Here is a 20,163-nt window from a genome sequence, read left to right on the forward strand (position 1 = left end):
ATGGCGGAAATCAAACGTATTCTTGTGGCCAACCGGGGTGAAATCGCCCTGCGTGCCATCCGTACCATCAAAGAGATGGGTAAAGAAGCGGTCGCCGTCTATTCGACGGCCGATAAAGACGCCTCTTACCTGAAGCTTGCCGACGCGGCGATCTGCATCGGGGGGGCGCCCAGCTCCCAGAGCTACCTGAACATCCCCTCCATCATCGCCGCCGCCGAAATCAGCGGATGCGACGCCGTTTTCCCCGGATACGGGTTTTTGAGCGAAAACCAGCACTTCGTCGAAATCTGTACCCATCACGGGATCAAATTTATCGGACCGACCCCCGAAGTCATGGTGATGATGTCGGACAAGTCGAAAGCCAAAGAGGTGATGATCGCCGCGGGCGTTCCGGTCGTTCCGGGGTCTGACGGTGCGATCAAAGATATCGCCGAAGCGAAAGTGCGCGCCAAAGAGGTCGGTTACCCGGTCATCCTTAAAGCGGCCGCCGGCGGCGGCGGACGCGGAATGCGCGTCGTCGAAGACGAAAGTTATATCGAAAACGCGTTCCTCGCGGCCGAAGCCGAAGCGATCAGCGCGTTCGGCGACGGTACGATCTATATGGAGAAATTCATCAAAAACCCGCGCCACATCGAAGTGCAGGTGATCGCCGACAGCCACGGCAACGTGCTCCACATCGGCGAACGCGACTGCTCGATGCAGCGCCGCCACCAGAAGCTGATCGAGGAATCCCCCGCGGTCGCGCTGACTCCCGAAGTTCGCGCCGAGCTTCACGCTTCAGCGGTACGTGCGACCAAATACATCAAGTACGAAGGGGCGGGTACCTTCGAGTATCTGCTTGATGCCGATAAAAATTTCTACTTTATGGAAATGAACACCCGTCTACAGGTCGAGCACTGCGTCTCCGAAATGGTCAGCGGCCTGGATCTGATCGAGATGATGATCCGTGTTGCCGAAGGCGAAGCGCTCCCTAGCCAGGAGAGCGTCGTACTGAGCGGCCACTCTATCGAGTGCCGGATTACCGCCGAAGATCCGGTTAAATTCCTCCCATGCCCGGGCAAGATCACCCAGTGGATTGCCCCGGGAGGACGCAACGTGCGGATCGACACCCACGCGCATGCGGGATACATTGTTCCGCCGACGTATGATTCGATGATCGGAAAACTGATCGTTCACGGCAAAGACCGCAACGATGCGATCGAGCGGATGCACCGCGCGCTGAGCGAGTTTATCATTACCGGGATCAAAACGACAATCCCTTTCCATCTCAAAATGATGAAAAACCCCGATTTCGTATCGAACAACTTCGATACCAAATACCTCGAGCGCTACAACGGCTAACGCCGGCGCCCGCTTTTCCTCACCCCTTTTTACTCTTTTTTACGTAAATTTTACAATTTTGCAGTAACCTGATAGGATAGATTATGATTCTTGAATAAAGGGTGTCAATGAAGAACTGGAGTATCTCCCAAAAGGTCCATATTCCGCTTGTGGCGTCGATTGCGATCGGGTTTGTGATCGTACTGCTCAATTACTGGGTATCGGTCGATCAGATCCGCGAAAACGTCTACGCGGCGCAGAGCAAAGAGATGACGACGGTGTACGAAGAGGCGATCGAAGCGAAAAAAAACGTCGGAATCACTAATGCGATCAGCATTTCCAAAAACAGCGCGATTATCGGCGGCCTGGCCACGGGGAACCGTGAACAGACCCTCGCGAGCCTGAAGTCGTTGTCCAAAGAGTTCAAGGAAAATACCAAGTTCGGCAATATTAAAATACACGTCCACGACCGTGACGTGCGGAGTTTCCTGCGGGCATAGAAGCCTGAAAAATACGGCGACGACCTTTCGGGATTCCGTAAAACGATCCTAGCCGTCAAGGAGACGCGCAAGCCTCTGGTCGCAATCGAGATCGGGGTTGCGGGACTCGAGCTTCGCGGGATCGCTCCGATCACGTCCAATGGCGAGTACATCGGCTCGGTGGAGTTCATGCAGGGGCTTAATTCGGTGGTCAAGGACCTGCGCCAGAACTTCGGAACCGAAGTGATCGTCGCGATCGACAACCGACATCTCGATACCGCCAACGAGCTTGAAAAAGCGCCTAAGGTGGGCAGTGCCCATACCCTCGCGGTGAAAGAAGACGTTGTCGACAAATCGTTTCTCGCCGAGCTTGGATCGGCTACGTTCGACCCTGCCTCAGGTCCTTTCGTGACCGAGGGATACTACGTCACCCCCATCGCGATCAGCGATTTCTCGGGCGAGCGTATCGGGTATGCGTTTTCGGGCAAAAAGCTTGAAACGGTCGAAGCGCTCGTGAACGAATCGGAAAATTCGCTTCTTCGCCAGGTCGTGATTATGGCCCTTGTCGACGTCGTCATCCTCTTTTTGCTCATCGCGATCATCCGTCGCGCCGTTACGGGACCGATCGAGCATCTCGATGAGATCGCGCAGGAACTTGCCAGCGGCGATGCGGACCTGAGCAAACGGCTGCGCGTCACCTCGCGCGACGAGATCGGCAAGGCGGCGGAGAGTTTCAACGTCTTTATCGAAAAAGTCGAGGCGATCGCGCGCGAAGCTCAACAGCAGGCGGCCGAAGCCTCCGAGGCCAAAGCCCGTACCGAAGAGCAGGTGCGCAAGATTCAGATGTCGCTCGCACTCGCGCACGGCATGATCGGCGGAACGATCGACAATGCCGGAAGTCTGCGCAACAGCCTCGAGAGCAGCATTGAAGATCTCAACGACGTCAATGCCCTCAATGCCGAAACCGGGGTGGTCGTCGATCAGGTGAGTGCGCAGACCGATGCGATTATGGCGAGTATGACCGACATTACCGAAATGATCAACGACTCGCGGGAGAATTCCGAACAGCTCAACCACAATGTCAGCGAAATCTCCAACGTCATCACCCTGATCAAGGATATCTCCGACCAGACGAACCTTCTGGCGCTTAATGCCGCGATCGAAGCGGCGCGTGCCGGCGAGCACGGCCGCGGATTCGCCGTCGTCGCCGACGAGGTGCGCAAACTGGCCGAGCGGACCCAGAAAGCGACCAGCGAGGTGGAAGCGAACATCAGCGTCCTCAAGCAAAATTCGGTCGGGATGCTCGAAAACAGCGAACGGGTCGAGGAATATGCCGTCGATTCCGCCCGCAGACTCGACGAGTTCAAACAGGTGATGACCCGCCTGATCGAAAACGTCGAAAAAATCAAGCAGGACAACCAGACGATCAGTCACGAGATTTTCACCAATATGGCCAAAATCGATCATATGATCTTCAAGGCGCATGCTTACGAAGCGGGATTCGAAGGGAAATCTTCACACGCTTTCGGGGACCACCACGGATGCGCGCTCGGGCAGTGGTACGAACAGGGGGACGGGAAAACGGTCTTCGGCGGTACCGATGCGTACGGACGCATGAGCGGTCCGCACAAAAAAGTTCACGACGAAATCCGAAAAGCGATGGAACTGCTGGAAAAAGAGAGCGAGGGGCGGGATGAAAAGATCATCGCCTGCTTCGAGGAAGCCGAAAAAGCAAGCCGCGAACTCTTCGCGATACTCAACGACATGGTGAAGGGGTAAACCCCCTTCGCGTCATTCGGGAAGGCGGAGCACCTTGATGTCGGCGCTGAGGCGCAGCCGGGTGAAATAGTCGTTGAGGACCTGGTTCCGTTTTTCGGCCAGGATCGCGTTGGCGATTTCGGGGCGGACCGAATCGAGGTTTTCGGTCACGACGTTGATTTTGTCTTTCATGTAAAACGCCATAAAGCCGTTTTTCCCGTTGGGGAGGATCGGCCCGAAATGCCCTTCGGGGATTTTGTTGAGGATCTGGGCCAGCTGGGGGTGTATTGCCCCAAAAGCGATCGTTTCGTCTTTGCTGCGGACGTTGGGCACTTCGCGCATCGGATCGGCAATTTTGGCCTGCAGCGACTGCTGCGAATCGGCGACGTAGGTCGTCACTTCGAAACTTTCGGGGCGGGAAAACTCATCCAGGTGCAGCTGGTAGTATTCGGCCTCTTCCTCACTCGTGGGTTGACCCATTTTCGAAAAAGCGATGCTCTGATAGAGTTTTTGTCCTTTGAGCGTCTCTTCCACTTTCGTTTTGAGCTCTTTCTCACCGATTCCGCGCACCGTCTGCATCGCGTTTAGAAACTGCTCCACCGAAAGATTGTTCTGAGCCGCCATGCGGGCGATCTCTTCGCTGACTTCGGTCGGGGTGACCGTGATTTTTTTCTCCTGCGCTTCGAGCTGTTCAAGTTTTTTGCGGATCAGGGTGTCGGCACTTTGTTTGGCATTTGTGCCGCTTTGTTTCATCTCCTGTTCGATCTCATAGAGGGTGATCGGGCTGTTTTTGACCAAAACGCTCACGCCCCCGACGGGAGCGCTCCATAAAAAGGTGGCCAACACTGCCGAAAGGGTAAGGGAACGCATCGAATCTCCTGGGTCAAAGTTGTTCTATTTTACCCGCTTTTAACATAGCCTTAACTAAAATCTCGCCATTGTTTCAAAAAGGATTGTCGATGGTTGTGACCAGATTTGCCCCCAGCCCCACCGGATATTTGCATATCGGCGGTTTGCGCACCGCGTTGCTCAGCTACCTGTGGGCGCGACGCAACAACGGAAAGTTTCTGCTGCGGATCGAAGACACCGATTTCAGCCGTAACGACGAAGCGGCGGCGCGTGCCATCGTCGAAGCATTCAAATGGGTCGGATTGGAGCATGACGGGGAGATCGAATACCAGTCTTCGCGCCTCGCGATCTATCAGGAGTATGCCCAGAAGCTTCTGGACGAGGGGAAAGCCTATCGCTGCTACATGTCCAAAGAAGAGCTCGAAGCGCTTCGCGAAGAGCAGACCGCACGCAAAGAACGGCCAAAATACGACAACCGTTACCGCGATTTTACCGGCACCCCTCCCGAAGGGCGCGAAGCGGTCATCCGGATCAAAGCCCCGCTGAGCGGAACCCTCACCGTGCGTGACGGGGTCAAAGGGGATGTCGTCTTCAACGTCGAAGACATCCTGGACGATTTCATCATAGCCCGTGCCGACGGAACGCCGACGTACAATTTCGTCGTCGCCGTCGACGACGCGTTGATGGGGGTCACCGACGTCATCCGCGGGGACGACCATCTCTCCAATACCCCCAAACAGATGGTGGTTTACGAGGCACTTGGGTTTGCCGTTCCGAAGTTCTACCACGTTCCGATGATCCACAACAGCGAAGGGAAAAAACTCTCCAAACGCGACGGTGCGACCGACGTCATGGCGTATAAAGATCTGGGCTACCTTCCCGAAGCGCTGCTTAATTTCCTCGTCCGGCTGGGATGGAGCCACGGGGACCAGGAGATCTTCTCTCTCCCGGAGATGCTGGAACTCTTCGATCCCAGCGACATCAACCGTTCGGCATCGGTCTATAACGTCGAAAAACTCGACTGGCTCAATGCCCACTACATCAAAAACACCCCCAACGACAAGCTGTGCGAGCTGCTTGAATTCCACGGGGTGATGCTGGTCAGCCACGACAAGCGCGAAATTCTCCTCGATGCGGTCAAAGAGCGTTCCAAAACCCTCGTCGAGATGGCGGCTCTCATCAACGAGATCATCAACCGTCCGGCCGACTTCGACGAAGCGGCGATGAAAAAAGCCTATAAGGAGGAGAGCCCCGAAATCCTCCGTACGTTCGCCGCCGCCCTTAAAGCCTCCGAGGCGCTCCATCTCCCCAGCGACTACCACCACGTGATGGATCAGGTGGTCGCGCAGATGGGGATCGGATTCGGCAAAATCGGTCAGCCGCTTCGCCTGGCGCTGATGGGACGCCTGGCGGGCCCGGGTCTGGACAGCGTGATGGCGATCATCGGGCTGGACGAGACCCTCGCGCGCATCGACGCGCTTCTTCAGCGGTAACGAATCTCCCGCAGGCTGGGGGAGAGGTTTCTCTCCTTCGCTTCCTTCACAAACCTTTTCAAGCCTTTTTTCTCTTTTTCGCCGACGCGGTAGCTGATGTAGGTCAGATAATGGGTGATCTGTTTGGGCGTCAGCCCGCTTTTGCGGGCGGCTTCGTTCAAAATGTAGTACGGAATGCGGATTTTGGTTTTGACGAATGCGCGACTGAGGCGCTTGAGCTCGTCGGGGTGCTCATGGGTGCATAAAAGGGCAAAGACAAAAGGGAGCCCCGTTTTCTCGTGCCAGAGCCCGCCCAGATCGGAGTGTTCGCCGCCGCCGTAGTAATAGCGCAGCGCCTTGTCCCCGATCAGCACTTCCCCGTCGGTTCCGAGTATCTGGGAAAGACGGTTGGAGGTCGCCGAATCGGCATCTTTTTTGAGGGTGTTCGAGGGGAGGGAGAGGACGCTCAACACCTCTTTTTGCGCCACGATCCCGACGCCGAAATGGCGACAGTTTTTGGCGGTGATGCTCGAGATGAACGCCGCGTCGATCCGCCGCATGGCAAAATCGCGGTTAAGGGCCGAGGGGACCCCCCGGTGGTAGTGGAGAATCTGATGGAACCGGAGCGTCCGTGCGTAGCGTTTGATAAAAACGTGGAAGGGCAAAAGGTTCAAAAAATCGATTTTTCCGAAGATCACGGGGGTCCCTCTTGTGGAATCAAAAAAATATTATACTAATCCAAGGCTAACAAAGCTCTGTTAGCTCTCTTTCGATATAATTGGCCCCAAACGATACCGCCCAAAAGGGAAATCATCATGGTCACCATCGAATTTCTAGGACCCATCGCAAAGGCTCCGCTGAGTCTTGAGGCCGCATCGCTGCGCGACGTCGCCGATGCGCTGAAAAACGACGCGGATGTTTCGGACTGGCTCGAATCATGTGCCGTTGCGGTCAACGACGCCCTCGTCGCAACGCTGGATACGCCGCTTCAGCCGGGAGACAAAGTGTCGCTTCTCCCGCCGGTTTGCGGAGGCTGATGTGCTCGAACTCTACGACGGTCCTCTCAACGTTCCCGAAATCCTGACCCGCTGGTATGCGGAGGAATCGGCAAACAATTACGGCGCCTACATCCCTTTTGTCGGAACGGTGCGCGAAGAAGACGGTATCGAAGGACTCAGTTTCGACGTCTACGAACCGATACTCGCATCGTGGTTCGATGCGTGGAGAGCCAAAGCCGCTCCGATGGGGGCAACCCTCAAAATGGCCCACAGCCGGGGGGACGTGATGGTACACGAATCGTCCTACATCGCCGCCGTGTTTTCCCCTAAACGCCGCGTCGCGCTGGAGACGATCGAAGCGTTCGTCGAAGACTTCAAGGCTTCCGCGCCGATCTGGAAATACGATCTTAAAAACGGCGAACGCCTCTACGCCCGTGACCGATCGACCCCGATTCAGGGTTCGGGCCTTCTGGGGGGAAAATCGTGAGTATGATCTCGTACGAGACGTCGCAGAACATGCTCTCGCTGCTGGGAGTGGGGAGCGTTCGGAGCGAGCGGGTTTTTCTCAGTCATGCGCTGGGCCGCATTCTGGCCGAGGACATTGTAGCGTCTGAGGATTATCCCGCCCATCCGACCTCGGCGATGGACGGTTATGCGATCCGGCATGCCGATCTGGCCGAATTCGACACCCTTGTAATCGAAGGGGACAATCCGGCCGGTAGCGAAAAAATCGGCAGCGTGATCGCCGGGATGTGCATCAAGACGTTTACCGGTTCGTTGATGCCCGAAGGTTCCGATACCCTGATCCCGATCGAAAACGTACGGGTGAGCGAAGGGGAAATCGTGATCGAAAAACCGGTTCCGATCGGGTTTGCCGTTCGTCCGGTAGGGGAAAGTTACCGCTGCGGTGAAACCCTTATCGAACGGGGGACCCGTCTGGGATTTGCCCAGATCGGTGTCCTGGCGGGAATCAACCGTGTGATGGTGAGCGTCGCGCAGCGCCCGAAAGTGGCCGTATTGGCCACCGGAAGCGAAATCCTCGATATCGGGGAAGAGTCGCGTCATGCCGGGCAGATCCGCAGCTCCAACAGTTATACCCTTCAGGCCCTCATCGAGCAGTCCGGGGGAGAATGCGTTCAGCTGGGAATCGTAGGGGATGACAAAAAAGCGATTGAGCAGCGGTTCGAAGAGGCGCTTCGCTCTGCCGATATCGTCGTGACGACGGGGGGAGTGAGCGTCGGGGATTACGATTTCGTCAAGCATATCATCCCTCGGCTGGGAGCCGATGTGATCTTCAAGGGGGTCAACATCAAGCCCGGACAACACGTGCTGGTCGCGCAGCGCGGCGAGAAATTCATCGTCGCACTCCCCGGCTTCGCCTACTCCTCGACGGTGACGTTCATCCTGTACGCCGCTCCGCTGATTGCGCGGATGAGCGGGGTCGAAAACCCGTTCGAGCCGATCGAGGCGACCCTGAAGACCCCGTTTGCGAAGCGTTCGAACAAAAGCGAATTTGCCGCATGCAACCTGACTTTTTCCGATGGGCGCTACTGGGTCGATTTCGAAGGGAAAAAGAGCGGAAGTTCGGCGATTCTGACCAATCTGCTTGGGAATGCGGGACTGATGATCTGCGGTGAAGAGGACAGCGAACTCGAAGCCGGAACGCAGGTCCGCGTTATTAAACTCTAAAGCGCTCACCCGGGTCAATCCGGGCATCAACGCGTTGAGAAAAGGGCGATGCCCTCCTCCTTTATTTGACGATCTTCATTTTAATCTCTTCTTCATTCACCTTGTCTTTGCGATATTTTACCGCTACGACCTTTTCGGTTTCGTTGATGTACCATTCGGCGATATGCTCATGCTCCAGCGCGTTCAGTTTCTCCATGTCGACCTGATCGGCCGGGAGAAAAAGGTGCGAATAGCGGTGCGGATTGGCCATTTTAAAGGTCCACAGCAGCCACAGCGTCGTGACGACGATGAGTGCCGCCGCAAACGTTTCGCGCCCGCCGTACTGCAGCGCGAGCCCCGCGACCGCCCCCCCGATGAACGTCATCAGGTAGGCAAACCCGTTGGCGATCCCCAGTGCGGCCCCTTTTTGGTGGACGCGGGCAAATTTGCTGATCATCGACTGCACCAGCGGTTCCATCATGTTGAAGGCGATGAAAAACGCCACGACGCCCAGAACGAATTCCCACCCTTTGGTCGCGAATCCCATAAGGGTGAACGAAACGATGAACAAGACGATCGAGACCAGAAAGATTTCACGGGGTTTGTTGTGCTTTTCGCCGAAAACCGCCGCAGGTCCCATAGCCACGAGACCCGCCAAGAGTGCCGGGAGATAGACTTTCCACAATTCGGCCTTGTCCCATTCGAATCCGTAGCCCTTCTGGGTCAGGAGAATCGGGATCAGAACGAACGCGACGGTCATCAGCCCTTTTTGCATCCCGTTGATAATGATCATATTGAGGAGATTCTTGTCGCCGAGGATGTCGCGCGTCGTCGTTTTGGAGTGATAGATATGGCGTATGCGCGGCGGTGTGGGAACCTTGGTGAAGAGGATCACCATCGAAACGATCGCGAGGGCCGCCGTGATCCAGAAAAGGGAGGCGAATCCTGCCTGCGCGGCGATGACGGGTCCAAGCGCCATGGCCGCGGCAAAACTGATCGCAATGGTCCCCCCCATCAGTGCCATCGCTTTCCCGCGCTGCTCTTCGTGTACCAGGTCGCTGATCATGGCGGGGATAACCGCGCCGATCGCGCCCGCTCCCTGGAGAAAACGTCCGATCATCAGGGTATAGATGTCGGTGCTGACCGCACAGATGATCGATCCGACCAGAAAGATCACCAGCCCCAGCAGAAGGGTCGGTTTGCGTCCCAGCCGGTCGCTCATTGTCCCGAAAGGGATTTGGAAAATCGCCTGCGTCAGGGCGTATCCGCCGACGATGACCCCGATCAGAAACGGGGTAGCCCCTTCAAGATGAAGGGCATAGGCCGAGAGGACCGGCAGGACGAGAAAAAGACCGAAAAAGCGCAGGGAGAGAATCGCCGAGAGGGGTAAAACCGTTTTAAACACGTTATGACCTTAGTTCCGCTAAAATTTTTGCCATTATAGTACATTTGCGGATGAGGCGAATCGCACCGCTCTCATCGCTAAGTCTTCTCTAAGGAATCGGAATGAAAATCGTTTTGGCTACCTCGAACAAAGGAAAAGTGCGCGAAATCGTCGAACTGCTGCACGATCGCGAAGTGTTCCCCTATACCGATCTCATGGAAGGGTTCGAGATCGTCGAGGACGGTGAAACGTTTGCCGCCAACGCCCTGATCAAGGCACGCGCGGTCTATGCGGCGCTGGGCGATGCAGACGCCGTCGTGATCGCGGACGACAGCGGGATCAGCGTCGATGCGCTGGGAGGGGAGCCGGGAATTTACAGTGCCCGCTACGGCGGCGAAAACGCCACGGACAAAGATAACCTGAACAAGCTGGTCGAAGCGCTCCGGGCCAAAGGGATCGGCGAATCCAAAGCCCACTACACCGCCGCCATCGCCGTCGTCTCCCGGGAGGGGGAGCGGTGTGTGCACGGATGGATGCACGGCCGCGTCATTACCGCGCCGCGGGGAGAGAACGGGTTCGGATACGATCCGATGTTTATCCCCGAAGGGTTCGGCCAAACGCTCGGCGAACTCCCCGATGACGTCAAGAAAGGGCTGTCACACCGCTCGCAGGCGCTTTCTTTGGCAAAGATCCTGATCGATCAGATCAAATTCCTGAGACGTTAGGCCGGAAGCTCCGTAATCAGATAGAAGAAAACCAACCCGACGACGATCCGGTAAATCGCAAAGGGGACGAAGGTGTGGCGACTGACGAAGGTGACGAACGCCTTGACGGTCGCCAGTGCGAAGATAAATGCGGTGACAAACGCGATCGAAAGCATCGACCAGTCCTCGACGACCATTTCGTTGCGGTGTTTGAGGAGGTCGTAGGCGGTGGCGATCACCATCGTCGGGATCGCGAGCAAAAACGAAAACTCCGCCGCGCTTTTACGGCTCAGCCCCATAAAAAGGCCGCCGATGAGGGTGGCTCCCGAACGGCTCGTCCCGGGAATCATCGAAAGGCTCTGGAAAATCCCGATCGTAAACGCCTCTTTAAAGGTGAGTTCCGAGACATCTTTTCCCGCATCGATCGGTTCGTTCCGGCGGAGGTATTCGATGATCAGGAAGACGATTCCCCCCGCAACGAGCATGATGCTGACCGTTTCGACCCCGAAAAGGGCCTTGATCTGTTTGTAGAACAAAAACCCCAAAACCCCCGCGGGTAAAAACGCGACGGCGATTTTGAACCAGAGCATCCGGTCTTGCAGGAGGCGCTGGGTGTAGAGGAACAAAACGGCGAGGATGCTGCCCAGCTGAATCGAGACTTCGAACGCTTTATGGGCGTTCGTCTGCTCGAGACCCAGCAGGTGCGAAGCGAGAATCAGGTGTCCGGTCGAAGAGATCGGAAGGAACTCGGTCACCCCCTCGAGGGCTCCGAGCAAAAGTGCGTCAAACAGTGTCATTCAAACTCTTTCATTTCTTTTGAGGGAATTTTAGCTTAAACCTCCCCTAACTTCCCTTTGGCTATAATATCGCTATTTTGCACTCCGAGTAAGGATAGACTCTATGTTACTTTTTACCCCCGGCCCAACCCCGGTACCCGAATCGGTACGTATCGCGATGGCGGGCGAAACGCTCCACCACCGAACCCCTGAATTCGAAGCGATTTTCGAACGCACCCGCGCACTGCTGTTCGAGCTTATGGGGATGGATGAGGTCTTGATGCTCGCTTCTTCGGGAACGGGCGCGATGGAGGGGGCCGTAATCAACCTGGCCCACTCCAAACTCCTCTCGATCAACTCCGGAAAATTCGGTGAGCGTTTCGGAAAAATTGCCCTCGCCCACGGGATTGCGAACGTCGAGATAAAACACGAATGGAATACCCCCGCGACCGTCGAGGAAGTAAAAGCGGCACTCGCCGCCAACCCCGATATCGACGCCATCGCGATCCAGATCTGTGAGAGTGCGGGCGGTCTGCGCCACAGCGTCGAGGAGATCGCCGCGGCGGTCAAAGCACACAACCCTTCCATCATGGTGATTGCTGATGGCATTACGGCGGTCGGGGTTGAAAAAATCGACGTAAGCAATATCGACTGTCTCATCTCGGGCAGCCAGAAAGCGTTGATGCTCCCTCCGGGACTTGCCATCATGGGGCTCTCTAACGCCGCCATCGAAAAAATCGGTGCGGGCAAAGGGTACTACTTCAACCTCGCGACCGAGATCAAGAACCAGCGTAAGAATACCACCGCATGGACGGCGGCGACAACGCTGATTATCGGGCTCGAAAGCGTCCTCAACCGTATCAAGGCCGAGGGGGGACTAGAGAAGCTTTACGCCGATACCGCCGCACGCGCGAAAGCGACCCGCGCCGCGATGGAAGCGATCGGGCTGCATCTGTACCCCGCACGTCCGGCCGATTCGATGACGACGGTGGACGATGCGGAGGCCAAAACGATCCGCTCGATCCTCAAAAAAGAGCTCGGGGTCAACGTAGCGGGCGGACAGGACCATATCAAGGAACTGATTTTCCGTATCAACCACATGGGGCTGATCGCCCCGTACGAAGCGGCATGGGTCGTCAACGGCGTGGAACTTGCACTGGCCAAAATGGGCCGCCGCCCTTATGACGGAACGGCCAACCGTGTTTTCAATACCGTTTACTTCGGGCTCTGATCGTTATGGTTTTTGAACACGAAATCCCCGAAGGCTCGAAGCTCTATTTCGCCGGCACGGCCAAAACGAAGCGCCGTATCGAAAATACCGCCAGCGAAGTACTCAGCGAAGCGGGGTTTGAAGAGATCCTTACCCCGTTGTTTTCATATCATCAGCACATGAGTGTCTGCGATCAGCGCGAGTTGATCCGGGTCAATGACAGCGAGAATCATCCGATCAGCCTGCGGGCCGATTCCACGATCGACGTCGTTCGGATCGTCAACAAACGCCTGGGCGGCAACACCGAGCATAAAAAATGGTTTTACATCCAGCCGGTCTACCGCTATCCGGCCAATGAGCAGTATCAAGTCGGGGTCGAGATCATCGGCGAACCGAACCTTTCCGCTGCACTGACGCAGGCGACGCGGATTGTGAAAAAACTGGGGATCGCACCGCTGTTGCAGATTTCAAACATCAATATTCCGCGTATTCTTTCGGAGACGCTCGAACTGGAACTCGATGATTTCCGGCACGTCAACATCGAAAAGTTTCTCGCTCTGAAAATCGAATGGCTGACGCGCCTGGTTTATCTCCAGCACCCCGACGAAATCGATGCGGTTGTCGCAATCGTTCCCGACGCGATCAAAGCGGAGTTGCTCAAAATCAAGGAACTGTGCGCGGAGCTTGATTATCCCAACGTCGTCGTGGCGCCGTTGTATTACGCCAAAATGCTTTATTACGACGAGCTTTTTTTCCGGGTTATCGAAAAAAACGAAACGTATGCCATGGGCGGGCGCTACAAAAGCGACGAAACCGTTTCGGTCGGTTTTGCCATTTACACCGATGCGTTGATCGACGCATTACACCAATAAAGATAGGATTTACATGAAAGCGGATTTAATCGTAGGAATTCAGTGGGGAGATGAAGGAAAAGGGAAAATCGTCGATTTGCTGGCACAGCAATACGACGTCGTCGCCCGCTATCAGGGGGGACACAATGCCGGGCACACGATCGTCGTCGACGGCAAAACCCATGCCCTGCACCTGATCCCCTCGGGGATTTTGAACCCCGACGCGGTCAACATTATCGGAAACGGCGTCGTCGTTTCCCCAGAAGCGCTAATCAAAGAGATGAAGCAGTTTGAGAACCTTCTGGGACGTTTGTACGTATCCGAATCGGCCCACATGATCCTGACGTTTCACACGCTGATCGACCAGGCCAAAGAAAAGCTGCGCGGTGAAAAAGCGATCGGTACCACCGGCCGCGGTATCGGACCTGCGTACAGCGAAAAAATCGCCCGCGCGGGATTCCGCCTCGGCGAATTGCGGGATGTGGAGGCGCTGACTTCGCGCGTTATGGAGTACTTTGTCCAGAACAAAGCGATTTTCGAAGCGCTCTGTATCGAATTGCCATCGCGTGAAGAGCTGGTGGCCGAATTGAACGGCTATGCAGAAAAACTGGTTCCGTTCCTCGCCAACACGACCCAGATGGCGTGGAAAATGATGGATGAAGGGAAAAAGATCCTTTTGGAAGGGGCGCAGGGGACGATGCTCGACATTGACCACGGAACCTATCCCTACGTTACAAGCTCCTCGACGATTTCGGCCGGAGCATGTACGGGTCTGGGAATCAACCCCAAAGACATCGGTAAAGTGACGGGGATCGTCAAAGCGTACTGCACCCGCGTCGGTAACGGCCCTTTCCCGACCGAAGACCACGGTGAAATCGGTGAGAGACTGCGTCAGCAGGGACACGAGTTCGGCACTACCACCGGGCGTCCCCGCCGCTGCGGATGGTTCGATGCGGTAGCCTGCCGCTACGCCAGCCGCCTCAACGGGTGTGACGAACTTGCCATCATGAAGCTCGACGTTCTGGACGGATTCGATGAAATCCAGGTGTGCGTAGGCTACGAAGTTGACGGCAAAGTGATCGACTACCTGCCGATCGATCTTGAAAACGTCAAACCGGTCTACCAAACGTTCCCGGGATGGAAGAGCACCGTCGGTGTCCGCTCTTTTGATGCTCTCCCCAAAGAGGCGCAGGAGTATCTCAAAGCGCTCGAAGCGTTTACCGGAACCAAGATCGGCATGATCTCGACATCGCCCGACCGGAACGATACCATTACGTTATAACGACCGCGACAAGGAGCCGTTATGGGAAAATCGCGTTACGAGCCTCTGGTCAAACTGAAAAAAAAGAATCTCGAAGAGGCCGAACGCGCCCTGATCGCGGCGAACAACGAAGTCGCTGGGGCCAGCCACAGCCTCAACCGCGCTTATGAAATCCTTGCCACCCTCCACCTCCCCCAAAGCGGCTCCGTCCGCGACCTTTCCCAGGCCAAACTGATGATCCGGACCCAGCACGAGACTATCGAACGGTGTAAAACGGCTCTGCAGGAGGCTGAGGAAAAACAGCGTATGATGCGCGAACGGTTTAACGTCTCACGGATCGAATTCGAGAAGTTCAGCTATCTCGAAGTGCAGGAAGTAAACGCCAAGATCAAAAAAATCAAGGCGCAAGAAGCTAAAATGCTTGACGAAATCGGCACACTAACCTATAAAAGAGATAACAAATGAAACCTTTCTGGATCGTATCGATACTCGCATCAGCGGTATTCGCCGCCCCGAATACCAAGTCGTACGAGTGTACGAAAATCTTTGAAGACCGTAAAAACGAACTGCTCGTCGAACTCGAGCGGATCGACGAGCAGCGCCAGTCGCTCGACGCGCTCAAGCGGGCGACCGAAGACCTCCTCCGTAAAAAAGAGGCGATGATCAAAGGGAAAGACACCAAGGTGGACCAGAAACTGGCCGAGATCAAGGCCAAGGAAGCCTCGGTGAAAAAGATGCTCGAGCAGAACAAAAAAGTGCTCGACGAGATCAAGCAGCTCAAAGCCGACAAAGTTTCCCAGACATTTGCCAAAATGAAGCCCGCCGCATCAGCGCAGATTCTATCGCAAATGAGTGCCGACGAAGCCGCCGGGATCATGAGCACGCTCAATACGAAAGTGGTAGGGCAGATTCTGGCGAAAATGGATCCGAAAAAAGGGTCCGAAATTACCGCGAAACTCAAGGCTATTCCCGAACCAAAGCCCTAATCCCACTGCCGCCTAAGCCATTTTAGAGGTGTTTTGGGATAAAATGGCAAAAATTCCACTCAGGGCAGGCAATGAAGGTTTCACTGACACACGTACCCCACATCGCAACGCGTATTGCCGTTGATCTAAGCCGCAGCGGGCTGGTCACGATGACCAAAGGGCTGGAAAGTGCCGCAAAAGAAGCGGAATCGGTCTTGGCTGCCAACATCAAAAAAGAGATGGCCCTCGAAGAGAAAGTCAAAGAGATCGTCAACGCCAACGAAGAGCAGATCGATTTCTACCTTGCCGACGAACGCCAGCTTTTTTTCATGATCAAAAAGAAACTGGCTCCGGAATTCGGCGTCATCCTTTCGTACGAAGACCGTTATTCGGACATTGCCCACCAGATTCTCGACGCCCTTTATGAAGAAGACCTGATCCGTTACGACGTCAGCGAAAACCGGATCAAAAACGTCATTTACGACGCGATCACCGCATCGATCGCCGATACGGCCGAGATCGAATCGGCCGTATTCCAGAAAATCAAAAGCTACAAGCGCCATCTCATTCCCGGGACCGACGAGTTTGAGATCGTTTACGACAAACTCTACAAAGAAGAGCTGGTACGAAGGGGGATCGCATGATGCGCGACGTATGGATTTATCTTGAAAACGGCACTTACCTGCAGGGGAAGAGTTTCGGTGCCGACACCACCGCCGTCGGTGAAATCGTTTTCAACACGTCTATGAGCGGATACCAGGAGATCATCACCGACCCTTCCTACGCGGGGCAGTTTGTGACCTTCACGATGCCTGAAATCGGGAATGTCGGGGTCAATGCCGAAGATATGGAAAGCACCCGTGCCCACTGCAAGGGGATCATCGTCCGTCAATACCAGGCGCGATACTCGAATTTCCGCGCCGAAGAGGCTCTGCACACTTTTCTCGAAAAACACGGCATTATCGGGATCTGCGAAGTCGACACCCGTTTTATCACGAAAATGCTCCGTACTGAAGGGGCGATGATGATGATCGCTTCTACAAAGGTAAGCGACAAGGGCGAACTCAAAAAAATGCTTGAAAGCTCTCCGCGCATCGAAGAGATCAACTACATCGAGGAAGTGAGCACGAAGAGCCCCTACAAACACCGTGACGGCGTCTACGATCCCGTAACGTTCCGCTACAACGACGCCCCTGAAGCCAAAGCGCGCCTTGCCGCGATCGATTTCGGGGTAAAACGCAACATCCTCAACGAACTCACCGAAGTGGGATTCGAAGTGGAAGTGCTTCCCAACACGTTCAATGCAGACGATTTGATCAAGCGCTATGAAGCCGGAGAGATCGACGGCGTGTTTCTCTCCAACGGCCCCGGAGACCCGCTGGTCCTGAAAAAGGAACAAGCCGAGATCAAAAAACTGATCGAGCGTAAAGTTCCGCTGTGCGGCATCTGCCTCGGGCACCAGCTGCTCAGTATCGCCCACGGGTACGATACCCACAAACTCAAATTCGGCCACCACGGCGGGAACCACCCCGTTAAAAACGTCAAAACGGGAATGGTCGAGATTACGGCGCAGAACCACAACTACAACGTTCCCGAAGAGGTACGCGAAATCGCCGACGTGACCCATATCAATCTTTTTGACAACACGATCGAGGGACTCCGCTACAAAACGGGTCCCGTCTTCTCGGTGCAGCACCACCCCGAATCGAGCCCGGGACCGAAAGAGGCCCGCACCATTTTTACCGACTTCCTCCAGCTCGTTCAGCGCTGATTCGGAGCGGCAGCGAACGCCCCATCAGCGATTTCTTCCCCCGGATATCTCCCTGTGTTACTTTTTTTCTCCTTATTCTGTATAAAACCTTAAATTAATCGTTAAGTTTTCATATGGCGAAAAACCTTTAAAAATTTAAGATTCCTTAAATACTGCGATTGCTATTATTAGAGTGTCTAATAGCCTACTTTTGTTACAAAAGTGTTAAGGGCACCTCTAAAAATCGGGTTTTTCGGTTTTTAGAGGTGCCCTAATCAGGCTCTTATGCTTTGAATCTTTAAGGAGGTCGTAAATGGATAATCGTCCATTGGAGTATGATTACACGGTCGCTAAGATGTTTATGCTTACAACTGTGTTACTCGGAATTGTCGGAATGCTTGTCGGCGTTATTTTGGCGTGGCAATTGGCGTTTCCTCAAGTGAATCTTATGCTGGGTGAAGGATTGGCGGAGTACACCAACTTCAGCCGTCTTCGTCCGCTGCACACCGATGCGGTAATCTTCGGGTTTACCCTGAGCGGTATTTGGGCTACATGGTACTATGTAGGTCAGCGTGTATTGAAAGTATCGATGGCGGAATCAAAATTCCTCATGTTCCTCGGCAAACTGCACTTCTGGCTCTATCTGCTGGTCGTCGTAGCGGTTGTCGGTTCACTCTTGATGGGTATCACTACCTCGAAAGAGTATGCGGAATTTGAATGGCCGATCGACCTTGCCGTCGTCGTCGTATGGGTAATCTGGGGTATGAGCATTTTCGGTTTGATCGGTATCCGCCGTGAAAAATCGCTCTACATCTCTATCTGGTATTATATTGCTACGTTCCTCGGTATCGCTATGCTGTACCTTTTCAACAACATGGCGGTTCCGACGTATTTCGTTTCGGGTGTCGGTGCATGGTACCACTCGGTCTCTATGTATTCTGGAACCAATGATGCGCTGGTACAGTGGTGGTACGGACACAATGCGGTTGCATTCGGATTCACCGTTCCCATCGTTGCGATGATCTACTACTTCCTTCCGAAAGAATCGGGCCAGGCGGTTTATTCGTATAAACTCTCTTTGCTTGCGTTCTGGGGTCTGATGTTTGTTTACCTCTGGGCCGGCGGACACCACCTGATCTACTCTACTGTACCCGACTGGATGCAGACTATGGGTTCTGTTTTCTCGGTAGTTCTGATCCTTCCTTCATGGGGTTCTGCGATCAACATGCTCTTGACGATGAAAGGTGAATGGCAGCAGGTAGCGGCAAGTCCGTTGATCAAATTCATGATCCTAGCGTCAACATTCTACATGTTCTCGACTCTCGAAGGTCCGATCCAGGCGATCAAATCGGTCAATGCGCTGGCTCACTTCACAGACTGGATCGTCGGTCACGTACACGACGGTGTTCTCGGATGGGTTGCGTTCATGATCATGGCCGCTCTTTTCCATATGGCTCCGCGTGTTTTCAAACGCGAGATCTATTCGAAATCACTGATGAACACGCAGTTCTGGATCCAGACGCTCGGTGTTGTTCTGTACTTTACGTCTATGTGGATCGCAGGTATTACTCAGGGTATGATGTGGCGTGCTCACGACGAGTTCGGTAACCTTGCCTACTCGTTCATCGATACGGTAACCGTATTGCACCCGTATTACACTATCCGTGCGGTCGGTGGTTCACTCTACCTGATCGGTATGTTCCTGTTTGCGTACAACATGTACAAAACGATGACCAGCGCTCGCCGTGTCGACGAGTCTGAACTTCAAACCGCGTCGCCAATGGGCGCTTAATCAGGAGGGGGAAATATGTTTCACTGGTTAGAAAAACACCCGTTCTTTTTCGCGGTAGCGGTATTCGTCACCATCGCGTTTGCGGGGCTTATCGAAATTTTGCCAAACTTTGCGCAGGCTTCTCAGCCGGTTGTCGGGACCAAACCTTACAGCACGCTCGAACTTGCGGGACGTCATGTTTACATCAAAAACAGCTGTAACGCATGTCACTCACAACTGATCCGTCCGTTCAAATCAGAGACTGACCGCTACGGTCACTACAGCCTGAGCGGTGAATATGCGTACGATCGCCCGTTCCTTTGGGGTTCAAAACGTACCGGGCCTGACCTCATGCGCGTAGGTAACTACCGTACGACGGACTGGCACGAAAACCACATGAAAGATCCTGCGGGAGTCGTTCCAGGTTCTATCATGCCGGCATACCGCTGGATGTTCAAAAATATGGCAGACGTCGATACGGCGTATGCGGAGCAGGTAACGGTTAACAAAGTATTCGCCGTTCCTTACAACCAAGAGATCCCTATGGCTGACGGAAGCAAAGCGAACGTCAAGCTTGCGGCTACGTTGGAAGAAGCAAAAGCAGACGCTCTTGAAGAGGCGAAAGCGATTGCGGCAGACATGAAAGACCAGGATGTCAAAGATGCGGTTGCAGCGGGTCAAATCCCTGAAATCGTAGCGCTTATCGCGTATCTGAACAGCCTGAAATAAAGGGGAGCGGGTGGATATCGGTACGATTCAGGCCTATGCTTACTTTTTCTTCACCGCTTTCTTGGTAGTGGTATTGTATGCGTACATTTATCACCTCTACAGTTCGCAGTGGAAAGGGAAGCGCGACTATGAAAAGTACGGAAATATCGCGCTCCATGACGAGATCGACGACAAACCCGTCGAAGAGATCTCGAAAAACGATGAAAAAAAGTAGGAGG

The 20,163-nt window shown here is 54.6% G+C and carries 22 protein-coding genes and 1 pseudogene; 19 read left to right on the top strand and 4 right to left on the bottom strand.

Going from position 1 to position 20,163, the window contains the following annotated elements; all coding sequences use genetic code 11:
* The 4 genes and pseudogenes from E0765_RS11480 to E0765_RS12875 all read left to right on the top strand — a co-directional run bounded on the left by E0765_RS11480 (position 1) and on the right by E0765_RS12875 (position 3,578).
* Positions 1-1,341, top strand: coding sequence for an acetyl-CoA carboxylase biotin carboxylase subunit (locus tag E0765_RS11480; RefSeq protein ID WP_132813368.1), 1,341 nt, complete (start codon positions 1-3; stop codon positions 1,339-1,341).
* A 107-nt stretch (positions 1,342-1,448) separates the two neighbouring features.
* Positions 1,449-1,820, top strand: a complete 372-nt coding sequence (locus tag E0765_RS12765) for a hypothetical protein (RefSeq protein ID WP_255417913.1) — start codon at positions 1,449-1,451, stop codon at positions 1,818-1,820.
* Between the two features lie 15 nt (positions 1,821-1,835).
* A pseudogene (locus E0765_RS12870) lies at positions 1,836-2,546 on the top strand (cache domain-containing protein); the annotation flags it as partial.
* A 120-nt stretch (positions 2,547-2,666) separates the two neighbouring features.
* Positions 2,667-3,578, top strand: a complete 912-nt coding sequence (locus E0765_RS12875; protein WP_368666187.1) for a methyl-accepting chemotaxis protein — start codon at positions 2,667-2,669, stop codon at positions 3,576-3,578.
* Between the two features lie 12 nt (positions 3,579-3,590).
* Here the strand turns inward: E0765_RS12875 and E0765_RS11490 are convergent, their stop codons facing one another.
* Positions 3,591-4,427: a peptidylprolyl isomerase gene (locus E0765_RS11490; protein WP_132813369.1), complete on the bottom strand. Its 837-nt coding sequence runs from the start codon at positions 4,425-4,427 to the stop codon at positions 3,591-3,593.
* A gap of 89 nt (positions 4,428-4,516) precedes the next feature.
* Here E0765_RS11490 and gltX point away from each other — a divergent pair, with 89 nt between their 5' ends.
* Entirely contained in the window at positions 4,517-5,899 is a 1,383-nt protein-coding gene (gltX, locus tag E0765_RS11495; protein WP_132813370.1) for a glutamate--tRNA ligase, read from the top strand.
* Here gltX and E0765_RS11500 read toward each other — a convergent pair.
* Entirely contained in the window at positions 5,890-6,576 is a 687-nt protein-coding gene (locus E0765_RS11500; RefSeq protein ID WP_132813371.1) for an MqnA/MqnD/SBP family protein, read from the bottom strand. The two genes, gltX and E0765_RS11500, sit on opposite strands and share 10 nt — an antisense overlap.
* Before the next feature lie 117 nt (positions 6,577-6,693).
* Here E0765_RS11500 and E0765_RS11505 point away from each other — a divergent pair, with 117 nt between their 5' ends.
* Genes E0765_RS11505 through glp form a run of 3 tightly spaced genes read left to right on the top strand, consistent with a single transcriptional unit; the run spans position 6,694 to position 8,565 of the window.
* The gene (locus E0765_RS11505; RefSeq protein WP_132813372.1) at positions 6,694-6,915 is read left to right on the top strand and encodes a MoaD/ThiS family protein; all 222 of its coding nucleotides are present in this window, start codon (positions 6,694-6,696) and stop codon (positions 6,913-6,915) included.
* A gap of 1 nt (position 6,916) precedes the next feature.
* Positions 6,917-7,363 (top strand): molybdenum cofactor biosynthesis protein MoaE, encoded by a 447-nt coding sequence (locus tag E0765_RS11510; RefSeq protein WP_132813373.1) that lies wholly within the window; start codon positions 6,917-6,919, stop codon positions 7,361-7,363.
* A gap of 2 nt (positions 7,364-7,365) precedes the next feature.
* Positions 7,366-8,565: a gephyrin-like molybdotransferase Glp gene (gene glp, locus E0765_RS11515; RefSeq protein WP_188109944.1), complete on the top strand. Its 1,200-nt coding sequence runs from the start codon at positions 7,366-7,368 to the stop codon at positions 8,563-8,565.
* 61 nt (positions 8,566-8,626) lie between these two features.
* Here glp and E0765_RS11520 read toward each other — a convergent pair whose 3' ends face one another.
* On the bottom strand, positions 8,627-9,949 hold the full coding sequence (locus E0765_RS11520) for an MFS transporter (protein WP_132813375.1): 1,323 nt from the start codon (positions 9,947-9,949) through the stop codon (positions 8,627-8,629).
* A gap of 101 nt (positions 9,950-10,050) precedes the next feature.
* On the opposite strand from E0765_RS11520, the gene rdgB reads away from it, so the two are divergent.
* The gene (rdgB, locus tag E0765_RS11525; RefSeq protein WP_132813376.1) at positions 10,051-10,653 is read left to right on the top strand and encodes an RdgB/HAM1 family non-canonical purine NTP pyrophosphatase; all 603 of its coding nucleotides are present in this window, start codon (positions 10,051-10,053) and stop codon (positions 10,651-10,653) included.
* Here the strand turns inward: rdgB and E0765_RS11530 are convergent.
* Positions 10,650-11,429, bottom strand: coding sequence for an undecaprenyl-diphosphate phosphatase (locus tag E0765_RS11530; RefSeq protein ID WP_132813377.1), 780 nt, complete (start codon positions 11,427-11,429; stop codon positions 10,650-10,652). The genes rdgB and E0765_RS11530 overlap by 4 nt on opposite strands.
* A gap of 103 nt (positions 11,430-11,532) precedes the next feature.
* Here E0765_RS11530 and E0765_RS11535 point away from each other — a divergent pair, with 103 nt between their 5' ends.
* The 10 genes from E0765_RS11535 (at position 11,533) to E0765_RS11580 (ending at position 20,159) form a co-directional block, all read left to right on the top strand.
* Positions 11,533-12,639 carry an alanine--glyoxylate aminotransferase family protein gene (locus E0765_RS11535; protein ID WP_132813378.1) on the top strand — a complete coding sequence of 369 codons (1,107 nt, stop codon included), beginning with the start codon at positions 11,533-11,535 and terminating at the stop codon, positions 12,637-12,639.
* 5 nt (positions 12,640-12,644) lie between these two features.
* Positions 12,645-13,490, top strand: coding sequence for an ATP phosphoribosyltransferase regulatory subunit (locus E0765_RS11540; RefSeq protein ID WP_132813379.1), 846 nt, complete (start codon positions 12,645-12,647; stop codon positions 13,488-13,490).
* Between the two features lie 13 nt (positions 13,491-13,503).
* Positions 13,504-14,751: an adenylosuccinate synthase gene (locus E0765_RS11545; RefSeq protein WP_132813380.1), complete on the top strand. Its 1,248-nt coding sequence runs from the start codon at positions 13,504-13,506 to the stop codon at positions 14,749-14,751.
* Positions 14,752-14,772: 21 nt separating this feature from the next.
* Positions 14,773-15,195, top strand: coding sequence for a flagellar FliJ family protein (locus E0765_RS11550; RefSeq protein WP_132813381.1), 423 nt, complete (start codon positions 14,773-14,775; stop codon positions 15,193-15,195).
* Entirely contained in the window at positions 15,192-15,716 is a 525-nt protein-coding gene (locus E0765_RS11555) for a MotE family protein (protein ID WP_132813382.1), read from the top strand. Before E0765_RS11550 ends, E0765_RS11555 begins: the two co-directional genes overlap by 4 nt.
* 71 nt (positions 15,717-15,787) lie before the next feature.
* Positions 15,788-16,339, top strand: coding sequence for a DUF507 family protein (locus E0765_RS11560; RefSeq protein WP_132813383.1), 552 nt, complete (start codon positions 15,788-15,790; stop codon positions 16,337-16,339).
* Positions 16,339-17,466, top strand: coding sequence for a glutamine-hydrolyzing carbamoyl-phosphate synthase small subunit (gene carA / locus E0765_RS11565; RefSeq protein ID WP_132813536.1), 1,128 nt, complete (start codon positions 16,339-16,341; stop codon positions 17,464-17,466). The genes E0765_RS11560 and carA overlap by 1 nt, the downstream gene beginning before the upstream one ends.
* 292 nt (positions 17,467-17,758) lie before the next feature.
* Positions 17,759-19,237: a cytochrome-c oxidase, cbb3-type subunit I gene (gene ccoN, locus E0765_RS11570; protein ID WP_132813384.1), complete on the top strand. Its 1,479-nt coding sequence runs from the start codon at positions 17,759-17,761 to the stop codon at positions 19,235-19,237.
* 15 nt (positions 19,238-19,252) lie between these two features.
* The gene (ccoO, locus tag E0765_RS11575) at positions 19,253-19,945 is read left to right on the top strand and encodes a cytochrome-c oxidase, cbb3-type subunit II (protein ID WP_132813385.1); all 693 of its coding nucleotides are present in this window, start codon (positions 19,253-19,255) and stop codon (positions 19,943-19,945) included.
* Positions 19,946-19,955: 10 nt separating this feature from the next.
* Positions 19,956-20,159, top strand: a complete 204-nt coding sequence (locus E0765_RS11580; RefSeq protein ID WP_132813386.1) for a cytochrome c oxidase, cbb3-type, CcoQ subunit — start codon at positions 19,956-19,958, stop codon at positions 20,157-20,159.
* Positions 20,160-20,163 lie beyond the last annotated feature (4 nt).

The sequence above is a fragment of the Sulfuricurvum sp. IAE1 genome (genome assembly GCF_004347735.1).
GTDB lineage: Bacteria > Campylobacterota > Campylobacteria > Campylobacterales > Sulfurimonadaceae > Sulfuricurvum.